General features: G+C 73.3%; 23 protein-coding genes. 10 read left to right on the forward strand and 13 right to left on the reverse strand.

Annotated features, from left to right (window positions below):
• Window positions 1-2 precede the first annotated feature (2 nt).
• From ACFWRO_RS06860 to ACFWRO_RS06885, 6 genes are all read right to left on the reverse strand, one after another.
• On the reverse strand, window positions 3-764 hold the full coding sequence (locus ACFWRO_RS06860) for an SDR family NAD(P)-dependent oxidoreductase (RefSeq protein WP_384505295.1): 762 nt from the start codon (window positions 762-764) through the stop codon (window positions 3-5).
• Between the two features lie 112 nt (window positions 765-876).
• Window positions 877-1,461 (reverse strand): TetR/AcrR family transcriptional regulator, encoded by a 585-nt coding sequence (locus ACFWRO_RS06865; RefSeq protein ID WP_384505298.1) that lies wholly within the window; start codon window positions 1,459-1,461, stop codon window positions 877-879.
• Between the two features lie 58 nt (window positions 1,462-1,519).
• A complete protein-coding gene (gene nirD / locus ACFWRO_RS06870; RefSeq protein WP_384505300.1) occupies window positions 1,520-1,870 on the reverse strand; it encodes a nitrite reductase small subunit NirD in 351 nt (116 codons plus the stop codon).
• Between the two features lie 6 nt (window positions 1,871-1,876).
• On the reverse strand, window positions 1,877-4,411 hold the full coding sequence (gene nirB, locus ACFWRO_RS06875) for a nitrite reductase large subunit NirB (protein WP_384505303.1): 2,535 nt from the start codon (window positions 4,409-4,411) through the stop codon (window positions 1,877-1,879).
• A gap of 1 nt (window position 4,412) precedes the next feature.
• Window positions 4,413-5,603 (reverse strand): NAD(P)/FAD-dependent oxidoreductase, encoded by a 1,191-nt coding sequence (locus ACFWRO_RS06880; protein WP_384505305.1) that lies wholly within the window; start codon window positions 5,601-5,603, stop codon window positions 4,413-4,415.
• 182 nt (window positions 5,604-5,785) lie between these two features.
• On the reverse strand, window positions 5,786-5,917 hold the full coding sequence (locus tag ACFWRO_RS06885; RefSeq protein ID WP_384505308.1) for a hypothetical protein: 132 nt from the start codon (window positions 5,915-5,917) through the stop codon (window positions 5,786-5,788).
• Window positions 5,918-5,938: 21 nt separating this feature from the next.
• On the opposite strand from ACFWRO_RS06885, the gene ACFWRO_RS06890 reads away from it, so the two are divergent.
• From ACFWRO_RS06890 to ACFWRO_RS06900, 3 genes are read left to right on the forward strand one after another with little or no spacing between them, the layout of a single operon-like run.
• A complete protein-coding gene (locus ACFWRO_RS06890) occupies window positions 5,939-7,258 on the forward strand; it encodes a ferric reductase-like transmembrane domain-containing protein (RefSeq protein ID WP_384505310.1) in 1,320 nt (439 codons plus the stop codon).
• On the forward strand, window positions 7,251-7,442 hold the full coding sequence (locus ACFWRO_RS06895) for a hypothetical protein (protein WP_384505312.1): 192 nt from the start codon (window positions 7,251-7,253) through the stop codon (window positions 7,440-7,442). The genes ACFWRO_RS06890 and ACFWRO_RS06895 overlap by 8 nt, the downstream gene beginning before the upstream one ends.
• A gap of 37 nt (window positions 7,443-7,479) precedes the next feature.
• Window positions 7,480-8,268 (forward strand): sulfite exporter TauE/SafE family protein, encoded by a 789-nt coding sequence (locus ACFWRO_RS06900; protein ID WP_384505315.1) that lies wholly within the window; start codon window positions 7,480-7,482, stop codon window positions 8,266-8,268.
• A 16-nt stretch (window positions 8,269-8,284) separates the two neighbouring features.
• Here ACFWRO_RS06900 and ACFWRO_RS06905 read toward each other — a convergent pair whose 3' ends face one another.
• The 4 genes from ACFWRO_RS06905 to ACFWRO_RS06920 all read right to left on the reverse strand — a co-directional run bounded on the left by ACFWRO_RS06905 (window position 8,285) and on the right by ACFWRO_RS06920 (window position 11,958).
• On the reverse strand, window positions 8,285-8,905 hold the full coding sequence (locus tag ACFWRO_RS06905; protein ID WP_384505317.1) for a class F sortase: 621 nt from the start codon (window positions 8,903-8,905) through the stop codon (window positions 8,285-8,287).
• Window positions 8,906-9,006: 101 nt separating this feature from the next.
• A complete protein-coding gene (locus tag ACFWRO_RS06910; RefSeq protein ID WP_384505320.1) occupies window positions 9,007-9,516 on the reverse strand; it encodes a hypothetical protein in 510 nt (169 codons plus the stop codon).
• 307 nt (window positions 9,517-9,823) lie between these two features.
• Entirely contained in the window at window positions 9,824-10,237 is a 414-nt protein-coding gene (locus ACFWRO_RS06915) for a hypothetical protein (RefSeq protein ID WP_384505323.1), read from the reverse strand.
• The gene (locus tag ACFWRO_RS06920; protein WP_384505326.1) at window positions 10,234-11,958 is read right to left on the reverse strand and encodes a right-handed parallel beta-helix repeat-containing protein; all 1,725 of its coding nucleotides are present in this window, start codon (window positions 11,956-11,958) and stop codon (window positions 10,234-10,236) included. Before ACFWRO_RS06920 ends, ACFWRO_RS06915 begins: the two co-directional genes overlap by 4 nt.
• 163 nt (window positions 11,959-12,121) lie before the next feature.
• Here ACFWRO_RS06920 and ACFWRO_RS06925 point away from each other — a divergent pair, with 163 nt between their 5' ends.
• The 5 genes from ACFWRO_RS06925 (at window position 12,122) to ACFWRO_RS06945 (ending at window position 17,233) form a co-directional block, all read left to right on the forward strand.
• Window positions 12,122-12,730, forward strand: coding sequence for an NADPH-dependent FMN reductase (locus tag ACFWRO_RS06925; RefSeq protein ID WP_384505329.1), 609 nt, complete (start codon window positions 12,122-12,124; stop codon window positions 12,728-12,730).
• A gap of 14 nt (window positions 12,731-12,744) precedes the next feature.
• Window positions 12,745-14,478 carry an ABC transporter ATP-binding protein gene (locus tag ACFWRO_RS06930; RefSeq protein ID WP_384505332.1) on the forward strand — a complete coding sequence of 578 codons (1,734 nt, stop codon included), beginning with the start codon at window positions 12,745-12,747 and terminating at the stop codon, window positions 14,476-14,478.
• Window positions 14,475-16,367 carry an ABC transporter ATP-binding protein gene (locus tag ACFWRO_RS06935; RefSeq protein ID WP_384505334.1) on the forward strand — a complete coding sequence of 631 codons (1,893 nt, stop codon included), beginning with the start codon at window positions 14,475-14,477 and terminating at the stop codon, window positions 16,365-16,367. Before ACFWRO_RS06930 ends, ACFWRO_RS06935 begins: the two co-directional genes overlap by 4 nt.
• 126 nt (window positions 16,368-16,493) lie before the next feature.
• Window positions 16,494-16,841: a divalent-cation tolerance protein CutA gene (gene cutA / locus ACFWRO_RS06940; protein ID WP_384505337.1), complete on the forward strand. Its 348-nt coding sequence runs from the start codon at window positions 16,494-16,496 to the stop codon at window positions 16,839-16,841.
• Window positions 16,838-17,233: a gamma-glutamylcyclotransferase family protein gene (locus ACFWRO_RS06945; protein WP_384505339.1), complete on the forward strand. Its 396-nt coding sequence runs from the start codon at window positions 16,838-16,840 to the stop codon at window positions 17,231-17,233. The genes cutA and ACFWRO_RS06945 overlap by 4 nt, the downstream gene beginning before the upstream one ends.
• Here ACFWRO_RS06945 and ACFWRO_RS06950 read toward each other — a convergent pair.
• From ACFWRO_RS06950 to ACFWRO_RS06960, 3 genes are all read right to left on the reverse strand, one after another.
• Window positions 17,187-19,289 carry a molybdopterin oxidoreductase family protein gene (locus ACFWRO_RS06950; protein ID WP_384505342.1) on the reverse strand — a complete coding sequence of 701 codons (2,103 nt, stop codon included), beginning with the start codon at window positions 19,287-19,289 and terminating at the stop codon, window positions 17,187-17,189. The genes ACFWRO_RS06945 and ACFWRO_RS06950 overlap by 47 nt on opposite strands.
• Before the next feature lie 96 nt (window positions 19,290-19,385).
• A complete protein-coding gene (locus ACFWRO_RS06955) occupies window positions 19,386-20,135 on the reverse strand; it encodes a vancomycin high temperature exclusion protein (protein ID WP_384505345.1) in 750 nt (249 codons plus the stop codon).
• A 32-nt stretch (window positions 20,136-20,167) separates the two neighbouring features.
• Complete coding sequence (locus ACFWRO_RS06960) at window positions 20,168-20,905, reverse strand: aquaporin (RefSeq protein WP_384505348.1); 738 nt, start codon at window positions 20,903-20,905, stop codon at window positions 20,168-20,170.
• 66 nt (window positions 20,906-20,971) lie between these two features.
• On the opposite strand from ACFWRO_RS06960, the gene ACFWRO_RS06965 reads away from it, so the two are divergent.
• Window positions 20,972-21,670, forward strand: a complete 699-nt coding sequence (locus ACFWRO_RS06965; RefSeq protein ID WP_384505350.1) for a hypothetical protein — start codon at window positions 20,972-20,974, stop codon at window positions 21,668-21,670.
• 89 nt (window positions 21,671-21,759) lie between these two features.
• A complete protein-coding gene (locus ACFWRO_RS06970; RefSeq protein ID WP_384505353.1) occupies window positions 21,760-22,803 on the forward strand; it encodes a sirohydrochlorin chelatase in 1,044 nt (347 codons plus the stop codon).
• Window positions 22,804-22,889 lie beyond the last annotated feature (86 nt).

Below are 22,889 nucleotides of genomic sequence, written 5' to 3' on the forward strand. Positions count from 1 at the left end.
CCTCAGGCCGAAACGCCCCCGTCGATCACGAGATCCGCGCCGACGACCGAACCGGCGTCCTCCGAGGACAGGTACAGCACCGCCGCCGCGACCTCCGAGGCCGCCGAGATCCGGCCGAGCGGCGACTCGGCCTTCATCCGTACCGCCCGCTCGGCCTCCGTCTCGCCCGGTCGCAGCGACATCGTCGAGTCCGAGGCGCCCGGGCTGACCGCGTTGATCCGGACCCCTTCGGCGACGTGGTCGAGCGCGGCGGCGCGGGTCATCGCGGAGACCGCGGCCTTGGAGACCTGGTAGCCGAAGAGGCCCGGGAAGCGCACGTGCGGGCCGAGGTTGGAGGAGATGTTGACGATGGCGCCGCCGCCGTGGGCCCGCATGTGGGCGATCTCGGCCTGGAGGGAGTGCAGGACGCCCGTGACGTTGATGTCGAGCAGCGTCTGCCAGTCCTCCAGGGGGAAGTCGGCGGCGGACGCGCCGCCCCGGAAGATCCCGGCGTTGTTCACGGCGACATCGAGGCCGCCGAATATCCCGACGGTCTCCCGGACCAGGTGGCGGGTGTCCTCGGCGCGGGACACGTCGGCGGTGACGGCGGCCGCGGTGCCGCCGGCGGCCTCGATCAGGGACACCGTCTCGGCGAGGGGGGCCTCGCTGCGGCCGGAGACGACGACCTTCGCGCCCTCGGCCGCGAAGGCGAGCGCGATGGCCCGCCCGAGGCCGGTGCCGGCGCCGGTGACGAGGACGCGCTTGTCGGTGAAGCGTGCGGACATGGCGATGCCAACTCCCTAGAGTCTTCTTCAGCGTGCGTTCTTGACCGTGCGTTCCAATATGAGGGCCCGAGAAAGAGGCGCCGTGAGGCGCCCTTGTCCGAAGCTCGGAATCTCAGTCGAGCAGTGTCAGGGCCTGCTCCGCCGCGTCGTGGACCCTGGCCGGGTCGCTCGACGCCTTGCCGACCACCCGCAGGCCCTGCGCCAGGACGAGGAGCATCCGGGCGAGCGCCTGCGGATCGCGGTCGGCCGGCAGTTCGCCCTGGGCGCGGGCGCGGACCAGCGAGGAGTGCAGCAGGGTCTCGATCTGCTCCCAGCTCAGCTCCACCCGGCGCGCCACCGGCACGTCGTGCGGCCCCAGTTCGGCCGCCGAGTTGGTGACGAAACACCCGCTCAGGCGTGTCGCTTCGGCCCCCGCCTCCGCGGCGAACCGTCTGATCACGCTCCGTACCGCCGGGAGCGCGGGCCCCGGCGCGGACAGCTCCTCCAGCATCACCGGCTCGCACGACTGGAGGTAGCGGTCCAGCGCCTTCATGTAGAGGGCGTGCTTGTTGCCGAAGGTGGCGTAGATGCTGGCGCGGCCGATCCCGAGGTGCTCGACGAGATCCGCCATCGTCGTCGCCTCGTAGCCGCGCGCCCAGAACAGCTCGAGGGCCGACTGGAGCGCGGCGTCGGGATCGAATTCCTTGGTCCTGGCCACGCGTTGACTCTAGGTTTATCTGGAACGGTCAGTCAAGTAAGGCGCTCAGTAAAGCGACTTACGACGCCCGTACCGGAAACACCGCCACCGACACGCTCTCGTCGTCCAGGCACCTCCCCGTCTCCAGGTCGAACCGCTGCTTGAGCAGCGGCGAGGCCACGAACGTCCGGCCGCCCGCCGAGCCGAGCAGCCCCCGGGACAGCACCTGCGCCCCGGTGAACGGGTCGCGGTTGTCGATCGCGTACGCCCGCCCCGCCCGGTCCAGGAAGAGCGCCGCCTGCCGGCCGTCGGGGAGCAGCGCGGCCACGCCCCGGCCCGGCGTCAGCCGGGAGGTCTCGCAGACCGGCGTCCAGGCGTCGGCCTCGATGTCGTGGGAGAGTTCGAGGTGCGTCGGTCGTTCGAGGTGCATCGGGCTTCAGACCCCTTCCAGAGTTCCGATGGTGAGGACCGTCAGGTCCGGCTTGATCTGGTCGCGCTCCGGCACGAACCGCACCGACGGGTCCGGTGCCTCCGGCGCGTTCACGAAGGAGACGAAGCGGCGCAGCCGCTCCGGGTCGTCCAGGGTCGCAGCCCACTCGTCCTGGTAGTCCGCGACATGGGCCGCCATCAGGGCCTCCAGTTCGTCGCAGAGCCCCAGCGAGTCGCGCACGACCACGTCCCGCAGGTGGTCGAGGCCGCCGTCGAGCCGCTCCAGCCACACCGAGGTGCGCTCAAGGCGGTCGGCGGTACGGATGTAGAACATCAGGAACCGGTCGATCAACCGGACGAGTTCGGCGTCCGACAGGTCCTGTGCAAGCAGGTCCGCGTGGCGCGGGGTCGCGCCGCCGTTGCCGCCCACGTACAGGTTCCAGCCGTTGGCGGTCGCGATGACGCCGAAGTCCTTCGACTGCGCCTCCGCGCACTCCCGCGCGCAGCCGGAGACCGCCGACTTGAGCTTGTGCGGGGAGCGCAGGCCCCGGTAGCGCAGCTCCAGCTGGATCGCCATCTTCACCGAGTCCTGGACGCCGTAGCGGCACCAGGTCTGCCCCACACAGGACTTCACCGTGCGCAGCGACTTGCCGTACGCGTGCCCCGACTCGAAGCCCGCGTCGACGAGCCGGGTCCAGATCGCGGGCAGCTGCTCGACGCGGGCGCCGAACATGTCGATCCGCTGACCGCCCGTGATCTTGGTGTAGAGCCCGAAGTCGCGGGCCACCTCGCCGATCACGATCAGCTTCTCCGGGGTGACCTCGCCGCCCGGGATGCGGGGGACCACCGAGTACGAGCCGTTGCGCTGGATGTTGGCGAGGAAGTGGTCGTTGGTGTCCTGGAGGGAGGCCTGCTCGCCGTCGAGGATGTACCCATTGTTGAGGCTCGCCAGGATCGAGGCTACCGTCGGCTTGCAGACCTCGCAGCCCTCGCCGCCGCGCGCCTCCGGTCGGCCGTGCGAGTCGAGCAGCTCGGCGAAGGAGGTGAGCCGCAGCGTACGGGTGACCTCGTACAGCTCACCGCGGGTGTACGAGAAGCAGCCGCAGAGCCCCTTGTCGGCCGGCTCGGGCAGTAGCTGCCCGATGAGCTTCACGCAACTGCCGCAGCCCGTACCCGCCTTGGTGCACTTCTTCACCTCCGGCAGCGTCGCGCACTGGGTGATCGCGTGCTTGGTGACGTTGTGGCAGGAGCAGATGACCGCGTCGTCCGGCAGCGCGGACGGGCCGAGCGCGACCGGCGCCCCCGCGCCCGCCGGGAGGACGAGCTGCTCGGGGGAGACGGGCGGGACGGAGCCGGTGAGCGGCCGCAGCATCCCGTACGAGTCGGCGTCGCCGACCAGGACACCGCCGAGGAGGACGCCCTCTCCGTCGACCACGAGCTTCTTGTACACGCCCGAGCGGGAGTCGGAGTAGACGACGTCGAGGCAGCCCTCGGCCGTGCCGTGCGCGTCGCCGAACGAGGCCACGTCCACGCCGAGCAGCTTCAGCTTGGTCGACATGTCGGCACCGGTGAAGGACTTCTCCTCCGCCGCGTCGGCGATCCTCGCCGCCACCGTCAGCGCCATCTCGTACCCCGGCGCCACCAGGCCGTACACCCGGCCGTCGGCCGCCAGCGCGCACTCGCCGATCGCGTACACCGCCGCGTCGGACGTCCGGCACGACTCGTCCACGGCGATGCCGCCGCGCTCGCCGACCGTCAGGCCGCAGTCGCGCGCCAGCTGGTCCCGGGGCCGTACGCCCGCCGAGAACACCACCATGTCCGTAGCCAGTTCGGAGCCGTCCGAGAGCCGCATCCCGGTGACCGAGCCGTCCTCCGTCACCACCTCCTGCGTACCGATGCCGGTGTGGACGGTCAGGCCCATCCGCTCGATCGTGCGCAACAGCGCCGCGCCGCCGCCCTCGTCCACCTGCACCGGCATCAGCCGGGGCGCGAACTCCACGACGTGCGTGTCGAGTCCGAGCCCCTTGAGCGCGCCGGCCGCCTCCAGGCCGAGCAGCCCGCCGCCGACCACGGCGCCGGTCGTCGCGGTCTTGGCGTACTCCTCGATCGCGAGCAGGTCCTCGATCGTCCGGTACACGAAACAGCCCCGCGCGTCCTTGCCGGGGACCGGCGGCACGAAGGGGTACGAACCGGTGGCCAGGACCAGCGTGTCGTACGCGAAGACCTGCCCGGAGCGGGCGGTGACCGTACGGGCCGCGCGGTCGACGGACTCCGCCGGGTCGCCGACGTACAGCTCGATGCCGTGCCTCGCCATGAAGCCGTCCTCGACCATGGACAGGTCGTCGGGGGTCTTCCCGCTGAAGTACGAGGTCAACTGGACGCGGTCGTAGGCGGGTCGCGGCTCCTCGCAGAGCACGACGACCCGGGCCCGCTCGGTGACGCCCCGGTCGGCGAGCGCCTCCAGGAACCGCTGGCCGACCATGCCGTGGCCGACCAGGACGATGGTGGGCACGGTGGGGGTGTGCAGGGGCGTGGTCGCCATCTCAGGAGCCTCCGTCATGGGTGAGCAGATGAAGCAGGGGGGCGTCGGGCAGGGCTTCGTCGCCCTCCCAGGCCCGGGCGAGCGTGCCGACGGCGGCGAGATCGCCGAGCAGCACGCCGCCGACGAGCCGGTCGCCGCGGACGACGACCTTGCGGTAGGCGCGCCGGGTGGCGTCGGTCAGCTGGACGACGTCGTCCCCGGGGAGCGGGGTGGCCTCGCCGAACGCGGCGAGGTCGAGCCCCACGGGCCCGCCGAGCGTGAGCCGGGTGAGGGCGCGGGTGCCGGTGTAGGCGGGGTGCGGAGCCCGCGACAGGAGGACGTCCGCGAGTGCGTCCGCCTGTTCCAGGGCCGGGCCCGCCAGGCCGTAGACGCGGCCTGCGTGTTCGGCGCAGTCGCCGACGGCGTGGATGTACGGGTCGGAGGTCCGCAGCTCGTCGTCGACGACGATGCCGGTACGGACGTCCAGGCCGGCGTCCCGGGCGAGCCCGATGCGCGGCCTGACCCCGCACGCGAGGACGACGACCTGCGCGTCGAGCACGAAACCGTCGGCCAGCTCGACGGCCGTCACCGCGCCGCCCTCCTGCCGCAGCCCGCTGACCCGGCACTCGGTGTGCACCTCGACGCCGAGGGACTTCACGTGCTCGCGGAGCAACGCCGATGCCTGGGCGTCGAGTTGGCGCTCCATCAGGCGCTCGCCCTGCTGGGTCAGGACCACCTCCGCGCCGAGCGCGGCGAGCGCCCGGGCCGCGGAGACGCCGAGCAGGCCGCCGCCGATGACCACCGCGCGGACGCCGGGGCGCACGAGGGCGCGCAGCTCCAGGCAGTCGTCGAGGGTACGGAAGGGGTGCACGCCCGACGGCAGCCGGGAGCCCCGGAGGCCGCGCAGGGGCGGAAGGACCGGGTTGGAGCCGGTCGCAAGGACCAGCCGGTCGTAGCCGACGGCCGTCCCGTCCTCGCACTCCACGCTGCGGGCCGCCCGGTCGATCCGCACCACCCGCACCCCGCGCCGCGCCGGCTCCTGGGGGGCGGGCAGCGCGATCACCTCGGGCGCGTACCGCCCGGCGAGGACGTCCGCGAGCAGCACCCTGTTGTACGGCGCGTGCGGCTCCTCGCCGAGGAGGGTGACGGGCAGCCGCTGGGCGAGCCGGACGCCCGCCGTTCCGCCGCCGACCACCACGATCCGTGTACTCATGTGTCGAAGCGTGCGGGCGGGGTGTTACCCGGGGGGATCCCGATTGTTTCTCCTGCGGAACGCTGATCTCCGCGGCGGGGGTCGTTCGGTGTGAGGGTTAACCCGTGGTGAGGCGCTCCTCAAGGGGGCCTTAAGGATCGCGGGGGAGGGGCTGAGCTGCGGTTTCGTATACCTCGGGGCCCCTAGTGTCGGCTCTCGTGACGACCGAGGTTCAGGAACCCAGGCATCCGGCGCTCGCCGCGTATCTCGCGCAGCGTGCCGGTGCCGCTGTGCAGGAGCGGGGCCGGGTGCGGCCCGGTGGGGGTCGTGCCCACCCGTTCCGCCCTGCGGAACGAATGCCCACAACCCCGCGGCTCGCCCCCGACCGTCTCCGTAACGCCATCCTCGGCGGAGCCGGGGCCGTCGCTCTCCTCTGGGGCGTCCAGGCCCAGCCCTCCGCCCGGCTCGACTCCTTCTTCGCCGCCGGGGCCCACCTCACCGGGCTGCTCGCCGGGTACGGCGTGCTCGTCATGCTGTTCCTGATGGCGCGCGTGCCCGCCGTCGAGCACGGAGTCGGGGCCGACCGGCTCGCCCGGTGGCACGCGGTCGGCGGGCGGTACGTGCTCGGGCTCATCGGCGCGCACGCCGTGCTCGCGCTCTGCGGGTACGCCGTGCACACCCGTACCGACCTCGTCACCGCCGCCGGAGGCCTGCTCGCCTACCCCGCGCTCGCCGCCGCCACCGCCGGGACCGCGCTCTTCGTCGCCGTCGGCGTCACGTCCGCGCGGGCCGCCCGGCGGCGGCTGCGGCACGAGACGTGGCGGGCGCTGCACCTGCTCAGCCACCTCGCCGCCGCCCTCGGCTTCGTGCACCAGCTCGCCGGACCCGACCTCACCGGCAGCGTCCTCGCGCTGTGGGCCTGGTCCATGGCGCACGCGACCGTCGCCGTCCTCCTCGTCTGGTACCGGATCGTCGTCCCCGTCCGGCAGGCCCTGCGCCACTCCCTCCGGGTGACCGAGGTCCGCGACGAGGCCCCGGGCGTCGTCTCGGTGACCATCAAGGGCACCGGCCTGGAGCTGCTGCGCGCCGAACCCGGGCAGTTCTTCCGCTGGCGGTTCCTGACCCGCAGGCTCTGGCGGACCGCGCTGCCGTTCTCGCTCTCCGCTCCCGTACGAGACGACACCCTGCGGATCACCGTCAAGGCGCTGGGCGACCACACCCGCCGGATCAGGCGCCTGCGCCCCGGCACGCGGGTCCTCGCCACCGGACCCTTCGGCGCGCTCACCGCGCACCGGCGCACCCGCCGCAAGGTCCTGCTGCTCGCCGGGGGCGTGGGGATCACCCCGCTGCGGGCGCTCTTCGAGACGCTGCCCGGCGGCCCCGGCGACGTGACGCTGCTGTACCGGGCCTCCGACGCGGACGGGCTCGTGCTGCGCGAGGAGCTGGAGCGCATCGCGCACGAACGGCAGGCCGCCCTCCACTACCTCCTCGGGCCGTCCGACGCCTCCTTCGACCCGCTCGCCCCGCAGGCCCTGCGCGACCTGGTGCCCGGCCTCGCCGGCCACGACGTCTACCTCTGCGGCCCGCCCGCCATGTCCAGGGCCGCCACCGAATCGCTCGTACGGGCCGGGGTGCCGGCCCGTCGCATCCACTCCGAGGACTTCAGCCATGAGTAAGCACCGCGCCCGTACCGTCCACCCCACCGACCGCGCCCGCAGACAGCTCGCCGCCGGGCTCCTGGCGGTCGGCGCGCTCGCCGCGACCTTCCTCACGGTCGCCGTCGACCCGGCCGCGCCGCCCGCGCCCGACCGGGCGCCGGTCGGCACAACCTCAGACGTAGCTCAACTCTCCAGGGATTGATGGACGGCACACCCATCTCCTCCCTAGGCTCGCGATCATGCCTGACATATCCCTGACCACTCTCGTGCTCCTCTGCGTCGCCGCTCTCGTGGCGGGCTGGATCGACGCCGTGGTCGGGGGAGGCGGCCTCCTGCTGCTGCCGGCGCTGCTGCTCGGAGTTCCGCACGTCCCGGCCCCGCAGATCCTCGGCACCAACAAGGCCGTCGCGATCGTCGGCACGACCGGGGCCGCCATCACCTTCGTACGCAAGGCGACGGCGCCCGTGCAGGTGAAGACGGCGGTACGGATCGGGCTCGCGGCCCTCGCCGGGTCCATGGGCGGCGCGTTCTTCGCGGCCGGGATCAGCAGCGACGTGCTGCGTCCGGTGATCATGGTGGTGCTCGTCGGCGTCGCCGCGTTCGTGATGCTGCGGCCGTCCTTCGGCACCCAGAAGGAGGGCGAGAAGCCGCCCGTCGGCCGGGCGCGGATCGTCACCGCGATCGTGATCGTCGGTGGCGGGATCGGCTTCTACGACGGCCTGTTCGGGCCGGGCACCGGCACGTTCCTGGTCCTCGCGCTCACCGCCGTGCTCCACCTCGACCTGGTGACCGCCTCCGCCACCGCCAAGATCGTCAACGTCTGCACCAACGCGGGGGCGCTCGCGATGTTCGCGTACCAGGGCAGCGTGCTCTGGCAGCTGGCGGCGGTCATGGCGGTCTTCAACCTGGCCGGCGGGATGATCGGGGCGCGGATGGCGCTGAGCAAGGGCGCCGAGTTCGTCCGGGGCGTGCTGCTGGTCGTCGTCTTCTCGCTCGTCGCGAAGCTCGCCTTCGACCAGTGGGCGTAGGAGCGTCTCGGCACAGCTATCGCACGCCGATGAGGTGGCCGAAGGCGACCACGTTCCCCTGGTAGCCGGACTTCTTGGAGAAGCCTCCGCCGCAGGTGATGACCCGGATCTCGGCCCGGCCCGCGGTCTCCCCGTAGACCTTGTCGTCCGGGAAGTCCTTGTTCTCGTACACCTCGACGGCGTCGATCGTGAACACGGCCGTCCGGCCGTCCTGCCGGTCCACCTCGACGCGGTTGCCCTTCTTCAGCGCGCCGAGGGCGTAGAAGACGGCCGGGCCCCGCGCGTTGTCGACATGGCCGGCGACGATCGCGGTGCCCTCGGCGCCGGGCGAGGTGCCGCCCTCGTACCAGCCGGCCAGGTTGCGGTCGTCCGCGGGCGGTACGTCGAGAGCGCCGTCCCGGTCCAGGCCGAGCCGCATCATGGGCGTGTCGACGTCGATCTCGGGGACGCGGAGCCGTACGGGCGCGGACGGCGGCAGCGGGTCGGCGGCGGCCGTGGTGTGCGCGTTCGGACCGGCGGCGAACGCCTGCGCGGCGGACGGTACGGGCGGGGTGACCTGCTCCGAGCCGTTCTGGACGAGCCAGATGCCGACGCACGCGGCGGCGGCTATGCCCCACCCCTTGCTCCTGCTGCTCACGGTGCGTTCCTCCGACGTGAGGGTGTGGGCCACGAGGGTGTGGCCCTGCCCCCGCCGGGCCGTCTGCGGGCGCGCGGCGGGGGCAGGACGCTGCGGTACGTCTAGCCGTCCTGCGCGCCGCTCGCCCGGCGCCGCAGGAGCCACGTACCGCCGACGGCAGCCGCGGCCAGCACCGCCGCGCCCGCCGCGATCTGGGCGGTGTCGGGGCCGACGCTGCCGCCGACACCGGTCTGGACATGGCCGCTCGGGCGGTCCTTGTGCTTGACGACGAGCTCGCCCCGGGCGGTCCTGCCGTTGTCGCAGGCCACACTGATCCAGTACGTACCGGCCTTGGTGTGCTCCGGCACCGTGAACTGGCCGACCACGACCTCCTTGTGCGTGCTCGGGTTCAGGTGGAAGTCCCCCGCGCCGAGGGACTGCGCGTCGCCGACGCCGCGGCCGTTCTTGCCGCAGGCGAGGGTGTTGACGGTGATGGTGGTGCCGGGGCTCGCGGAGGAGGGGTAGACCTCCAGGGACTCGTAGTCCCCGGCGTACGCGGCGGGGGAGCCGAGTGCGCCGATCGCGGCGGCCGCCAGTGCGGTACCGGTGAGCAGACGGGCAGTGGTGCGCATGGGGTCCTCCGGGACGCGCGAGCGGTCATGCCGGGGAGGCCCGGTCCTGCCGGGAGGGACTTCCCGGGACCTGCCTCCTAGGACCGAGATAAGTGCCGTCGAGCGCGCCGCGCCTGCTGATGGAGGGTCAGAATTACGCCGTACGGTGCGGTGTGTCGCCTTGCGCGGAGGGTGTTTGCGCAGGTCGGAGTGGGTTACGGAGAGTCAGCTGACGGTCCGTGTCGAACGGGTGACGACGGCCGGCGGGGTGGTGGAGTGGGCGGCGGTCGGGGCGGCGGGCCCCGCTGCTGTCTGGCGCCCGCTCCCGTCAGACGACCAGACCCTGGATCGCCGTCACGGCCCACTCCTGCGCCCCGATCGTCGCGCCCGCCGCGACCCCGGTCGCGACCGGCGTCAGGGCCCCCCTGAGCGTGGCGAGCGCCATGCGCAGGCGGCCCGGCTCGGGCTGGTCGGGCCCTGCGATCGTGGCGAGGACCTCGCCCGCCGCCGTCTCCGTGTCCTCGCGGTCCTGGTCCGGGAGGCCCTGCGCGGGGAGGGCGCGGAGCAGCTCGGCGACGCGCTCGGCGAGCGCCTCGTGGCCCGGGGCGACGCCCGTGCCGTTGTTCTGCTGGTTCTGGGTGGCCGTCCTGTTGCCCCAGGCGAACTGGTTGTGGGAGACGGGGCCGTGGAACACGGGCCCCTCGGAGCGCTGGTCGTTCTCTTCGTTCTCTCGCTCGTTCATGTGTCCCTACCGTCCTCGTTCGACTGGCGCTGGATGACCTGGTCGTTGTTCCACGCGAGCTGGCTGTTGTAGACGGAGCCGACGATGTACGGGCCCTCGACCTTGATGATCGGCGCCGTCTTCTCGACCGTGCGGACGGTCTTGCGGAGGACCGGCAGCGACGTGCGCAGGGAGACGAGCTCGACACGGCCGTTGTCCAGCACGGCGGTCCCCTCTGTCCCGTTCACGGAGCAGTCCACCAGGCGGCCGGAGCTCTCGTCGGCGAAGACGGCACCCGCGGTCGCGCAGTCGGTGAACTCGCTGTTCGCGACGTTCAGGTAGCCGGACTCGGTCCCTGACAGGCCGGTTCCCTCCGACCCGTTCACGGTGAGGTTCTTCGCGAAGAGCTTCGCCGTGCCGGACGCGGCGGCCCCACCGACGCTCGCCGTCGTGACCGTGCAGTCGTGCACGCGTAGCTGCGCCTCCTCGCCGGCGAAGAAGCCCACCGCCGCGCGCTCCGCCGTCACCTCCCTGAGGGTGACCCTGGACTGGCCGAGCGCGGTCACCGCGGTCTCCACGTCGCGGAACACCACGTCGGTGAGGTCGGCCGTCGTACCGCCGTCGCCCTTGGTGTCCAGGCCCAGCGTGCAGCGGTCCACCCGGACGTTCTCGAAGGCGCCCTTCGATCCGTCCCAGACCCGCAGCGCGGAGTTCGTCAGATCCTCGACCTGGACGCGGGCGAAACGGCCCCGGGAGCCTTCGGTGACGGCGATGCCGACGTTGCCGCCCGAGACGTGGCAGCCGGTGACCTCGGGCGCACCGCCCTTGGTCGAGAACACCCCGATGTTGCGGGCGTCGACGACCCGGCAGTTCTCGAACCTGCCCCGGGCGTCGGTCTGCACGTTGACGCCGGTGTCGCGGCAGGCGGTGAACACGCAGTCGCGCACCACCGGGGCGGCGCCGCTCGCCGCGCACACCCCGTGGGCCGCGTCGGTGACGCGCGTACGGTCCACGGAGCCGCGGGACTGCTCGACGAACATGATCCCCTCCGCGTGCACGGCGGTGATCACGCAGTCCGCCACCGCGAGCTCCGCCCGGGTGTCGGCCATGAGGGCCGCGTTCCCCGTGCCGGTCAGCTCGCAGCCGACGACCTCGGCGCGCGCGTCGCAGACCCGGACGCCATGGATCCGGCTGCCCTCGATGCGGCTGCCCCGGACGGAGAGCTGGGCGCCCTCGATCGCGGCGATCGCGTTGTCGGCGGCGTCCGTGAACCGGCACCGCTCGACCGATCCGGTGGAGGCGGTGAAGAGCGTCCGGCCGTGCAGGAAGGTGCTGTCCCGCAGGGTGACATGGGTGTTCGGCCGCGCGTGCGCGCCGGCGCCGCCCGGGGTGCGGACCTCGACGTGGTCGAGCGTGAGGGTGCCCTGCACGCAGGCGACGACGTCGTGCTCGACGTCCCGGCTGGTCAGCACGAGGCCCTCGACCTGGACCGAGCCGTACGTCTCCAGAACGGTCCCGCGCAGCAGGTTCACCACGACGGAGCCCGGTCCCTCGGCCGCGACGAGCCGGACGTCGCCCCGGGCGACGAGGCTCTCCTCGTACCGCCCGGGCGCGATCTCGACGACCGCCGACCGCTGCCGACGGGACACGCCCTGCAGGGTGGAGAAGGCGCGCAGGGCGGAGGTGATGGTGGGGTAGGTGCCACGACGGCCGTGCGGTGAGACGACGTACTTCACGACCATGCCACGGACCCCCGTCCTGCACCGTTCCCGGACTCCCGATGTTACCGGAGGGAGCCGAACGACCGCTGGTACAAGGCGGGTTGTCCGTGCCGGCCGGGCCCCGGGGAGGGTCGGGAAATCACCGCTTGACCTCAATCAAACTTGAGGTATCAGGATCCTCGGCATGGACAACAACACGCGTACGAACTCCGACTCCACGCCGCTCAAGCTCGCCGTCATCGTCGCCAGCAACCGCGAAGGGCGGTTCGCGCCCGTGCTCGCCGAGTGGTTCCGCGGTCGGCTCGCCGAGCACGCCGACTTCGCCGTCGACTTCGTCGACCTCGCCGAGGTCGAGCTTCCCACCGCCCTCTCCCACCGCCCGGACGCCGCCGTCCGCGCCGAGCTGGCCAAGGTCTCCCCGGTCCTCGACGCCGCCGACGCCTTCGTCGTCCTCACCCCCGAGTACAACCACTCCTTCCCCGCCTCCCTCAAGGCCCTCATCGACTGGCACTTCGTCGAGTGGCAGGCCAAGCCCGTCGGCTTCGTCTCGTACGGCGGCATGTCCGGCGGCCTGCGGGCGGTGGAGCAACTGCGGCAGGTCTTCGCCGAGATGCACGCCGTGACCGTCCGCGACACGGTCTCCTTCCACAACGCGCACGGGGACTTCGACGAGGACGGCCGGCACAAGGGCTCCACCGGCCCCGACGCCGCCGCCAAGTCGCTGCTCGACCAGCTCGCCTGGTGGGCGCACGCCCTCCGGGACGCCAAGGCCGTCCGCCCCTACGCCGCCTGAGAGGGAGTCACCTCATGCTGCTGCGCCTCATCGTCGGCCGGCTCCGGCCCTACCGGCGGACCCTGGCCTTGGTCGTCCTCCTCCAGCTCGTCCAGTCCCTCGCCTCCCTCACCCTGCCCACCCTCAACGCCGACGTCATCGACAACGGCGTGCTGCGCGGCGACACCGCCCACGTCCTCACCGGCGGCGCCCAGATGGCCGCCGTCACCCTCCTCCAGGCCGTTGCCGCGGCCGCCGCCGTCTACTTCGGCGCGAAGGTCGCCATGGGCGTCGCCCGCGACGTGCGCGCCGCCGCCTTCCGCCGGATTCAGGACTTCTCCGCCCGGGAGATCGGCCGCTTCGGCACCGCCTCCCTCATCACCCGCACCACCAACGACGTCCAGCAGGTCCAGACGTTCGCCGTCCTCGTCCTGACGATGCTGGTCGCCGCGCCCCTGCTGTCCGTCGGCGGCATCGTCATGGCCCTTGACCAGGACGTCCCGCTCGCCCTGCTGCTCCTGCTCTTCGTCCCGCTCATGGCCGGCGGCGTCGGCAGCGTCGTCCTGCGCATGCGGCCGCTCTTCCGCGGCACGCAGGAGCGGGTCGACCGGGTCAACCGGGTGATGCGCGAGCAGATCACCGGCATCCGGGTCGTCCGCGCCTTCGTCCGCGACCGCCACGAACAGGAGCGCTTCGGCGAGGCCAACGACGAGCTGCGCTCGGTCGGCACCCGGGTCGGCCGGCTCCAGGCGCTGATGTTCCCGATCGTGCTGATCGTCTGGGAGCTGTCGACCGTCGCCATCATCTGGGCGGGCGCCCACCGGATCGAGTCCGGGGCCCTGCAGGCCGGTTCGCTGATCGCGTTCCTCGGCTATCTGCTCCAGATCATGATGTCGGTGATGATGGTGCTCTTCCTGCTGATGCACATGCCTCGCGCCGAGGTCAGCGCCGAACGCATCCAGGAGATCCTCGACACCGAGCCCTCCGTCTCCACCCCCGCCGCCCCCGTCCACACCCTCCACGGACCCGGCCTGCTCGACATCCGGGACGCCGACTTCAGCTACCCCGGCGCCGAGGAACCCGTCCTGCGCGCCGTCAGCCTCACCGCCCTCCCCGGCCGCACCACCGCCGTCATCGGCTCCACCGGCAGCGGCAAGACCACCCTCCTCGGCCTCGCCGCCCGGCTCTTCGACACCACCGGCGGCCGGGTCACGGTCGGCGGCGTCGACGTCCGCGCCATGGACCCCGCGCTGCGCGCCCGTACCGTCGGACTCGTCCCGCAGAAGCCGTACCTCTTCTCCGGCACGGTCGCGAGCAACCTGCGGTACGGACGGCCCGACGCGAGCGAGGACGAGCTGTGGCACGCCCTGGAGGTCGCCCAGGCCGCCGACTTCGTACGCGCCCTGCCCGAGGGGCTCGACGCGCCGGTCGCGCAGGGCGGCACCAACCTCTCCGGCGGCCAGCGCCAGCGGCTCGCCATCGCCCGCGTCCTCGTCGCCCGCCCCCGGGTCTACCTCTTCGACGACTCCTTCTCCGCGCTCGACTACCGCACCGACGCCGTACTCCGAGCGGCCCTGAAGCGGGAGACCGCCGACGCGACCGTCGTCATCGTCGCCCAGCGGGTCTCCACCATCCGCGACGCCGACCGGATCGTCGTCCTCGACCAGGGCCGCGCCGTCGGCAGCGGCACCCACGAGGAGCTCATGCGGACCAACCCCACCTACCGGGAGATCGTCCTCTCCCAGCTCACCGAGGAGGAAGCGGCATGAGCGGCGACGACCGACCGCAGATGCAGGGGAGCGCCCCACAGCGCCAGAAGCACGGGAGCGCCCCGCAGCGCCGAGGCCCCGCCGTGCAGCAGCGCGGCCCCGGGATCAGTACCCCGTCCCTCGAACGCTCCCTCCAGTTCCGCGCCTCAGGCCTCCGGCTGCTGCGCACCATGGCCCCCGAACGCCCCCGGCTGCTCGGCGTCCTCGCCGCCGCGGCCGCGAGCGTCGCCCTCGCCGTCCTCAGCCCGCTGCTCCTCGGCCGCGCCACCGACCTCGTCATCTCCGGCGCCGCGAGCCCGGCCGGCGTCGACTTCCGGGCCGTCGGCGAGACGCTTGCCCTCGCCTTCGCGGCCGTCGCCGGCTCCGCCGCGCTCAACTGGCTCCAGCAGCGCCTCGCCACGACCGTCGTCCAGCGCGCCGGGCACCGGCTGCGCGCAGAGGCGCAGGCCAAGCTGGCCCGGCTGCCGCTCGGTTACGTCGACGGGCAGCCGCGCGGCGAACTCCTCAGCCGCACCACCAACGACATCGACAACATCGTCCAGACCCTCCAGCAGGCCTTCAGCCAGATGGTCCGCGCGCTCCTCACGCTCGTCGGCGTGCTGGTGATGATGTGCTGGATCTCGCCGCTGCTCGCCCTCGTCGCCCTCGCGACCGTCCCCGTCTCGCTGCTCGTCGCGGCCCGGATCGGCAAGCGCGCCCAGCCGCAGTTCGTGAAGCAGTGGGCGGTCACCGGCCGGCTCAACAGCCACGTCGAGGAGATGATCACCGGACACGCGGAGGTCGTCGTCTTCGGGCGGCGGGACGCGGCCGTGGCGCGCTTCGACGAGCTGGGCGAGGAGCTGTACGGGGCGAGCTTCCGGGCCCAGTTCATCTCCGGCTTCATCCAGCCGGCCCTCACCTTCGTCGGGAACCTCAACTACGTCCTGATCGCGGTCGTCGGCGGGCTGCGGGTGGCGAGCGGCACGCTGAGCGTCGGCGACGTGCAGGCGTTCATCCAGTACTCGTACGAGTTCAACGGCCCGATCAACCAGATCGCTGCCATGGCGAACCTGCTCCAGTCCGGGGTCGCCTCCGCCGAGCGGGTCTTCGACCTCCTCGACGCGGAGGAGGAGTCTCCGGCGCCCGCCGCATCGGGGTCTCCGCGCAGGACCGAGGGCCGGGTCTCGTTCGAGAAGGTGGCGTTCCGCTACGAGCCGGAGAAGCCGCTCGTCGAGGACCTGTCGCTGACGGTGGAGCCGGGGCAGACGGTCGCGATCGTCGGCCCGACGGGCGCGGGCAAGACGACGCTGGTGAATCTGCTGATGCGGTTCTACGAGGTCACCGGCGGCCGGATCACCCTCGACGGGACCGACATCGCGGCGATGTCCCGCGAGGAACTCCGCTCCGGGATCGGCATGGTCCTCCAGGACACCTGGCTCTTCGGCGGGACGATCGCCGACAACATCGCGTACGGCGTTCCGGGGCGGGTCTCGCGCGAAGGGATCGTCGAGGCCGCGATGGCGACGCATGCCGACCGGTTCATCCGGACCCTCCCCGACGGCTACGACACGGTCCTCGACGAGGACGGCGCCGGACTCAGCGCGGGCGAGAAGCAGCTGATCACGATCGCCCGGGCGTTCCTGTCCGAGCCGGTGATCCTGGTCCTGGACGAGGCGACGAGCTCCGTCGACACCCGTACCGAGGTGCTCATCCAGCGGGCCATGTCCTCCCTCCGGGAGGGCCGTACGTCCTTCGTGATCGCGCACCGGCTCTCCACGATCCGGGACGCGGACGTGATCCTGGTGATGGAGAACGGCTCGATCGTCGAACAGGGCACGCACGAGGAGCTGTTGGCGTCGGGCGGGGCCTACGCCCAGCTGCACGCGGCGCAGTTCGCGGCGGCGGCGTGAGCGGCGGACGGGCGCGGCGGGCGCGGCGGGCGGGGCGACGGGTGCGGCGGCGTGGGCGCGCCGGGCGGGGCGATGGGTGCGGCGGCGTGGGCGCGGGGTGCGGTGGGGGTGAGTACGGTGGGCCGCGTGACCCTCGCACTCACCGTACTCACCACCACCGACAGCCCGGCCAAGGCCCAGGAGCTCGCCCGTGGCGCGGTCGAGGCCCGCCTCGCCGCCTGCGCGCAGATCTCCGGACCGGTCACCTCCGTCTACCACTGGCGGAACGCGATCGAGACCGAGGAGGAGTGGCAGGTCCTCTTCAAGACCACGGAGGCGCGCTACGAGGCGCTTGAGGCCCACCTCCTGGCCGCCCACGACTACGAGACCCCCGAGGTCCTCGCCACTCCGGTGGTGCGGGCCTCGGCCGCGTACCTGGCGTGGCTGGAGGCCGAGACGACGTCGACCCCGTTCGCTGGCGCCGCCGGCGAATGACCGGACTGCCCTTCTTCGTCTACGGCACGCTGCGGCCCGGCGAGTACAACCACGACCGCTTCCTCCTCGGCCGCACGGCCCGGGAGGAACCGGCGCGTCTGCCGGGGGCGCTGCTGTACGACGGCCCCGGCTACCCCTACGTCGTCCCGGGCGAGGGCCTGGTCGCGGGCGACCTGGTGACCGCCGCGCCGGACACGTACGCCGAACTCCTCGCCGTGCTCGACCAGGTGGAACTCCCGGCCGGCTACGAGCGGGCCGAGCGCGAGGTGGTCCGGGTCGCGGACGGGACGGCCGTCCGCGCCTGGGTCTACTTCGCGGCGCCCGGCACCCCGTACGGGCCGCTCATCAGGGGCGGGGACTGGCGGGCTCGACCCGGACCGCGCAGGTCTTGAACTCGGGCATCCGCGAGACGGGGTCGAGCGCCGGGTTGGTGAGGGTGTTGGCGCGGCCCTCGCCGGGCCAGTGGAACGGCATGAAGACCGTGTCCGGTCGGATGGTCGTGGTGATCCGCGCGGGCGCGACCGCCCGGCCGCGGCGCGACACGACGGCGACCCGCTCGCCCTCGGCCACCCCGATCCGCTCGGCGAGCCGCGGATGCAGCTCCACGAACGCCCCGGGCGCGGCGGCGTTCAGCTCGTCCACGCGCCGCGTCTGCGCCCCGGACTGGTACTGCGCGACGACCCGCCCGGTGGTCAGCACCACCGGGTACTCGGCGTCGGTCTCCTCGGCGGCGGGCCGATGCACGACCGCCACGAACCGCGCCCGCCCGCTGGGCGTCGAGAACCGGTCGAGGAAGAGCCGGGGGGTTCCGGGGTGTTGCTCCGCGCCCTCGGGGCACGGCCAGAAGACGCCGTTCTCCTCGCGGAGGCGGCGGTAGCTGATGCCCGAGTAGTCGGCCGGGCCGTCCGCCGACGCGCGGCGGAGTTCGTCGAAGACCTCCTCCGGGTCCGTCGGGAAGCCCTTCTCCCGGCCGAGGAGGGCCGCCAGCCCGTGCAGGACCTCCAGGTCCGTGCGGACCCCCTCGGGCGGGGTGATCGCCCGCTGTCGCAGGAGCACCCGCCCCTCCAGGTTGGTCGTCGTGCCCGTCTCCTCCGCCCACTGGGTGACCGGAAGCACCACGTCCGCGAGCTCCGCCGTCTCCGACAGGACCACGTCCGCGACCGCCAGGAAGTCCAGCGAGCGCAGCCGCCCCTCGATGTGCGCGGCGCGCGGCGCCGAGACCACGGGGTTGGAGCCCATGAGGAGCAGCGACTTCACGTCGCCGCCCAGCGCGTCCAGGAGTTCGTACGCGCTGCGCCCGGGCCCCGGGAGCGAGTCCGGGTCCACCCCCCACACGCCCGCCACGTGCGCCCGCGCCGCCGGGTCGTCCAGTTTCCGGTAGCCGGGCAGCTGGTCCGCCTTCTGGCCGTGCTCACGGCCGCCCTGGCCGTTGCCCTGGCCGGTGAGGCACCCGTATCCGCTCAGCGGCCGCCCGGCCCGCCCGGTCGCGAGGCACAGGTTGATCCACGCGCCGACGGTGTCCGTGCCCTTCGACTGCTGCTCCGGGCCGCGCGCGGTGAGCACCATCCCGCTCTCCGCGTCGCAGAACATCCGCATCGCGTCCCGCAGCAGCGGCACCGGTACGCCGGTGATCCGCTCGACCAGCTCGGGCCAGTGCGCCATCGCCCCGGACCGGGCCGCCTCCCACCCCTCCGTACGCTCCCGGACGAACTCCTCGTCCACCCGGCCCTCGGCGACCACGAGATGGAGCAGGCCGAGCGCGAGCGCGAGGTCGGTGCCGGGGCGGGGCGCGAGGTGGAGGTCGGCCTGCTCGGCGGTGCGGGTGCGGCGCGGGTCGATGACGATCAGCTTCCCGCCGTTCGCCTTCAGCTCGGTCAGGTAGCGCAGCGCCGGCGGCATGGTCTCGGCCAGGTTGGAGCCGACGAGGATCACGCAGCCGGTGCGCGGGACGTCCTCCAGCGGGAAGGGCAGCCCCCTGTCGAGCCCGAACGCCCGCTGGTGCGCGGCCGCCGCCGACGACATGCAGAAGCGGCCGTTGTAGTCGATCTGCGAGGTGCCGAGCACGACCCGGGCGAACTTCCCGAGCGCGTACGCCTTCTCGTTGGTGAGGCCGCCGCCGCCGAAGACCCCCACGGCATCGGGTCCGTGGTCGGCGCGGGTCCGGCGAAGCCCATCGGCGACGGCGGCGAGTGCCTCCTCCCAGGAGGCGGACTTCAGGGCACCTGTGTCAGGGCATCGGACCAGGGGCCCGGTCAGCCTGACCCGGGAGGAGAGTACGGCCGGGGCGGTACGGCCCTTGCCGCACAACGCGCCCCGGTTGACGGGGAAGTCGGGGCGCTCCACCACCTCCACGGTCCCGCCCGCGGGGCGCAGCGACATGCCGCACTGGAGGGCGCAGTACGGGCAGTGCGTAGGGGTTGCGGCGGGGGTGGTGACAGCCTCGGACATGCGGAAACTGTGCGACGGCCGTGTTACGGGAGGGCGCGCGCCGCATTACGCCTCCGGTACGTCGGGCTCCGTTGCGGACCGCCCCCGAGGTGAGGGTCAGCCCGCCGACGCGAGCGCCTCCGTCACACCCTTCTCCCGCTCGCCGAGGAAGTGCGGGTCGGGCCGGAGCGTGGCGTCCAGGGCCGCCTTGCCCGCCGCGACGAGCTCCCGGACGCCGCCGTAGTAGAAGACGGAGTCGTGGGGTTCGACCACCTTCACCCCGTACGACTCGATGCCGGCCGCCCGGCAGAGCGCGACGGCCCGCTTGATGTGGAAGTCCTGGGTGACGAGCACGGCCCGGTCGATGCCGAAGATCCTCTTCGCGCGGACGCAGGAGTCCCAGGTGTCGAAGCCCGCGTAGTCGCTGACGATCCGGTCGTCCGGCACCCCGCGTTCGGTGAGGTACGTCCGCATCGCGTCCGGCTCGTCGTACTCGGCCCGGCTGTTGTCGCCGGTCACGAGGACGACCTTGACCTTGCCCGCGCGGTACAGCTCGGCGGCCGTGTCGAGCCGGTGCGCGAGGTACGGGGTGGGCCGCCCCTTCCAGAGGCCGGCGCCGAAGACGACGGCGACCTCCTGGGCGGGCACGTCGGCGGTGGTGCGCAGCCGGCTGTCGGCGACGGCGTGCGTCCAGGTGGCGGGCGCGAGGGCGAGGACGGCGCCCAGCATGACGGCCTGCACGGTACGGCGCCGGGCCCGGGTGGAGCGGGGGAGTACCGGCAGCCGCTTGAGCCGCTCCGGCACCCGTTCCGGCACCCGTTCCGGCACCCGGGCGAGTACGCGCACGCGTCGTCGCAGGCCGCGCATGGATGAACCTCCGTGGATCTTGTCCGCCCCCGTCACCCTGTTCGACGCGTACGCGGGCCGTTCGGTTCGCTCCTGCCGCCGTACAGAACGGTGGCGAGCGCGACACCGAGCAGCGTGCCGAGGAGCTGCGCCCCGACGAAGCCGGGGAGCGAGCCGGGGGCTATCCCGGTGAACGAGTCGGTGAGCGCGCGGCCGACGCTCGCGGCGGGGTTGGCGAACGAGCCCGATGAGGTGAACCAGATCGCCGCCGCGATGTAGGCGGCCACCGCGACCGGCGCGAGCGCGAGCCGGCCGATCCGGCGCAGCCCCACGACGAGCAGGACGAGCCCGGCGGTGGCGACGGCCTCGCCGACCAGGAGGTGCGGGTCCGAGCGGACCTGGGTGGACACGGACCAGGTGTCCGGCGTCCGCCCGAACATCGCCTCGGCGAGCAGGGCACCGGAGACCGCGCCGAGGAGCTGGGCGGCGCAGTACGCGGCGGCCTCGCGGCCGCCGGGGGCGTTCTCCTCGCCCCGGCGCGCCCACCACTCGCTGAGCGTGACGGCCGGGTTGAGGTGGCCGCCGGAGAGGGGGCCGAGGAGCACGATCAGGACGCCGAGGCCCAGGGCGGAGGCGAGGGAGTTGGCCAGCAGGGCCACGCCCACGTCCTCGCTCAGGGCCTCGGCCTGGAGACCGGAACCGACGATGACGGTCACGAGGGCGGCGGTGCCCACGAGTTCGGCGGCGACGCGCCGGGGGAGCCCGGGGGGAGCGGGCGGAGACATTCGCATGATGGAAAAGATATTCCGCTAGATAAAAGAATGAGGGCGGAAGGGGGTTATCCGTACGATCTGCGCATGATCGATGAAGCGGCCCTCAACAACGCGGAGTGGTGCGACGCGATGTGCCGCGCGCACGGCACCCCCGGAACCTTCGGGCGGCGCGCCTGGACCAACGCCCGCCGTACGCCGCCGTACTACCCGGACGCGGTGACGCTGAGCGCCGACGCTTCGGTACGGGACGTCCTCGACGGCATCGACCGCGACACCCCCGGCGCCTCGGTCAAGGACTCCTTCGCCTGCCTGGACCTGACCTCCGAGGGCTTCCGGCCGCTCTTCGATGCGCGCTGGATCACCCGGGCGGGCAGGCTCCCCGCTCCGGAGGTCGGCGTCCCGGCGGACACGTCGTGGCGCGCCGTGCGCGACCCGGCGGAGCTCGCCGCCTGGGCCATGGCGTGGAGCGGCGGGGACGCGGACGAGGCGGCGCTCTTCCGCCCCGAACTCCTCGCCGACCGGTCGACGAAGGTCGTCGCGGGGTACGGCGCCGACGGCCGGATCGCCGGGGGAGCGGTGCTGAGCGACAACGGCCGGGTGACGGGCGTCTCCAACCTGTTCGCCGCCGAGGGAACGGACCCGGCCGAGGCATGGGCCGGCTGCCTGACCCTCGTCGACGCCGGCCGCCCGGTCGTCGGCTACGAGTCGGGCGACGACCTCGCGCCCGCCCTGGCGGTGGGCTTCGAGGAACTCGGCCCGCTCCGGATCTGGCTGGCGTCCTGACAGCCTCCGCCGGGCGGCGGTGAGCGCACGGAAAACACTCGTGACGCCCACGCAACGGGGTGGCAACGCGGGGCGCGCAGGATCGGAGCATGACGGAGCGGGACAGTACGTTCGACACCACGGCCGAGCTGCTCGGCACGATCACGACACGGCTCGGCGAGCGCCTGAGCCAGGTCCGCCCGTACGGCGCCGCACGCCCCACCCTCATCGCCGTAGGCCACGGCAGCCGCGACCCACGCGCCGCGACCACCCTCGCCCACCTGGCGGAACGCGTCCGCGAACTCCGCCCGGGCCTGGACGTCCGCCTCACCCACATCGAACTGAACCCCCCACTCCTCCCGGAGGTCCTGGCGGACTTCGCGGCGGGCCCGGGCGCCTCGGCGCGTGCGGGGGACGCCGTGGCGTCGGCGGCTCCAGCCGGCCTGGCTGGTCCCACTGCTCCCGCCAGCCTCGCCGGTCCCGCCAGCCTCGCCGGTCCCGCCAACCTGGCCGGTCCCGCCGGTCCCGCCGGCCCCGCCGGCCCCGCCGGCCCCGCCGGCCCCGCCGGCCCCGCCGGTCCCGCCCCCCGCGCCGTCCTCGTGCCCCTGCTCTTCGGGCCCGGGTATCACGTCAAGCACGATCTGCCCGCCGCTGTCGCCGCGCTGCCCGGCGGGCGGGTGCGGATCGCCCGGCCGCTCGGGGCGCATCCGCTGCTCGTGGAGGCGCTCGTCGACCGGCTCGTCGAGGCGGGGTGGACCTCCGCCGACAGCGCCTCGCGCGCCACCGGGGTCGTTCTCGCGGCGGCCGGCTCCCGGGACCCCGAGGGGCTCGCCGCCGTGCGGCGGATCGCCGCCGCGCTCTCCGAGCGGCTCGGCGGCACCCCCGTCGTCCCCGCGTACGCCTCCGCCGCCCGCCCCACCGTCCCCGAGGCGGTGCGCGCGCTCGCCGCCCGGGGCCGCCACCGGGTCGCCGTCGCCTCCTGCTTCACCGCCCCCGGCCGCTTCGCCGGCGGCGCCGCCGCCCACGCCCCCTGGATCGCGGCGCCCCCGCTCGGCGACCACCCCGCCCTCGCCCGCCTGATCCTGCACCGCTACGACCAGGCGCTCACCGCCCAGGCGACCGTGCCCACCTGGCGAGAACTCGCCTCCGCCTAGGGCCTCGCGTCGAGATCAGACCAGGGTCGTGGGGTCCCTGGGCCCTATGGGCCTGGCGAGGCCCCAAGCCCCAAGCCCCAAGCCCC

It is taken from the genome of Streptomyces sp. NPDC058579, from assembly GCF_042718575.1.
GTDB lineage: Bacteria > Actinomycetota > Actinomycetes > Streptomycetales > Streptomycetaceae > Streptomyces.

Bases quoted from the DNA above. Each gene is read 5' to 3' on its own strand.
- ACFWRO_RS06895 (WP_384505312.1), top strand. From the start codon at position 7,251: ATGAGTAAGCACCGCGCCCGTACCGTCCACCCCACCGACCGCGCCCGC.
- ACFWRO_RS06945 (WP_384505339.1), top strand. From the start codon at position 16,838: ATGACCGGACTGCCCTTCTTCGTCTACGGCACGCTGCGGCCCGGCGAG.
- ACFWRO_RS06930 (WP_384505332.1), top strand. From the start codon at position 12,745: ATGCTGCTGCGCCTCATCGTCGGCCGGCTCCGGCCCTACCGGCGGACC.
- ACFWRO_RS06880 (WP_384505305.1), bottom strand. From the start codon at position 5,603: ATGAGTACACGGATCGTGGTGGTCGGCGGCGGAACGGCGGGCGTCCGG.
- ACFWRO_RS06915 (WP_384505323.1), bottom strand. From the start codon at position 10,237: ATGAACGAGCGAGAGAACGAAGAGAACGACCAGCGCTCCGAGGGGCCC.
- ACFWRO_RS06925 (WP_384505329.1), top strand. From the start codon at position 12,122: ATGGACAACAACACGCGTACGAACTCCGACTCCACGCCGCTCAAGCTC.
- ACFWRO_RS06860 (WP_384505295.1), bottom strand. From the start codon at position 764: ATGTCCGCACGCTTCACCGACAAGCGCGTCCTCGTCACCGGCGCCGGC.
- ACFWRO_RS06965 (WP_384505350.1), top strand. From the start codon at position 20,972: ATGATCGATGAAGCGGCCCTCAACAACGCGGAGTGGTGCGACGCGATG.
- ACFWRO_RS06960 (WP_384505348.1), bottom strand. From the start codon at position 20,905: ATGCGAATGTCTCCGCCCGCTCCCCCCGGGCTCCCCCGGCGCGTCGCC.
- ACFWRO_RS06920 (WP_384505326.1), bottom strand. From the start codon at position 11,958: ATGGTCGTGAAGTACGTCGTCTCACCGCACGGCCGTCGTGGCACCTAC.
- ACFWRO_RS06950 (WP_384505342.1), bottom strand. From the start codon at position 19,289: ATGTCCGAGGCTGTCACCACCCCCGCCGCAACCCCTACGCACTGCCCG.
- ACFWRO_RS06955 (WP_384505345.1), bottom strand. From the start codon at position 20,135: ATGCGCGGCCTGCGACGACGCGTGCGCGTACTCGCCCGGGTGCCGGAA.
- ACFWRO_RS06900 (WP_384505315.1), top strand. From the start codon at position 7,480: ATGCCTGACATATCCCTGACCACTCTCGTGCTCCTCTGCGTCGCCGCT.
- nirB (WP_384505303.1), bottom strand. From the start codon at position 4,411: ATGGCGACCACGCCCCTGCACACCCCCACCGTGCCCACCATCGTCCTG.
- ACFWRO_RS06910 (WP_384505320.1), bottom strand. From the start codon at position 9,516: ATGCGCACCACTGCCCGTCTGCTCACCGGTACCGCACTGGCGGCCGCC.
- ACFWRO_RS06890 (WP_384505310.1), top strand. From the start codon at position 5,939: ATGCCCACAACCCCGCGGCTCGCCCCCGACCGTCTCCGTAACGCCATC.
- ACFWRO_RS06935 (WP_384505334.1), top strand. From the start codon at position 14,475: ATGAGCGGCGACGACCGACCGCAGATGCAGGGGAGCGCCCCACAGCGC.
- ACFWRO_RS06970 (WP_384505353.1), top strand. From the start codon at position 21,760: ATGACGGAGCGGGACAGTACGTTCGACACCACGGCCGAGCTGCTCGGC.
- nirD (WP_384505300.1), bottom strand. From the start codon at position 1,870: ATGCACCTCGAACGACCGACGCACCTCGAACTCTCCCACGACATCGAG.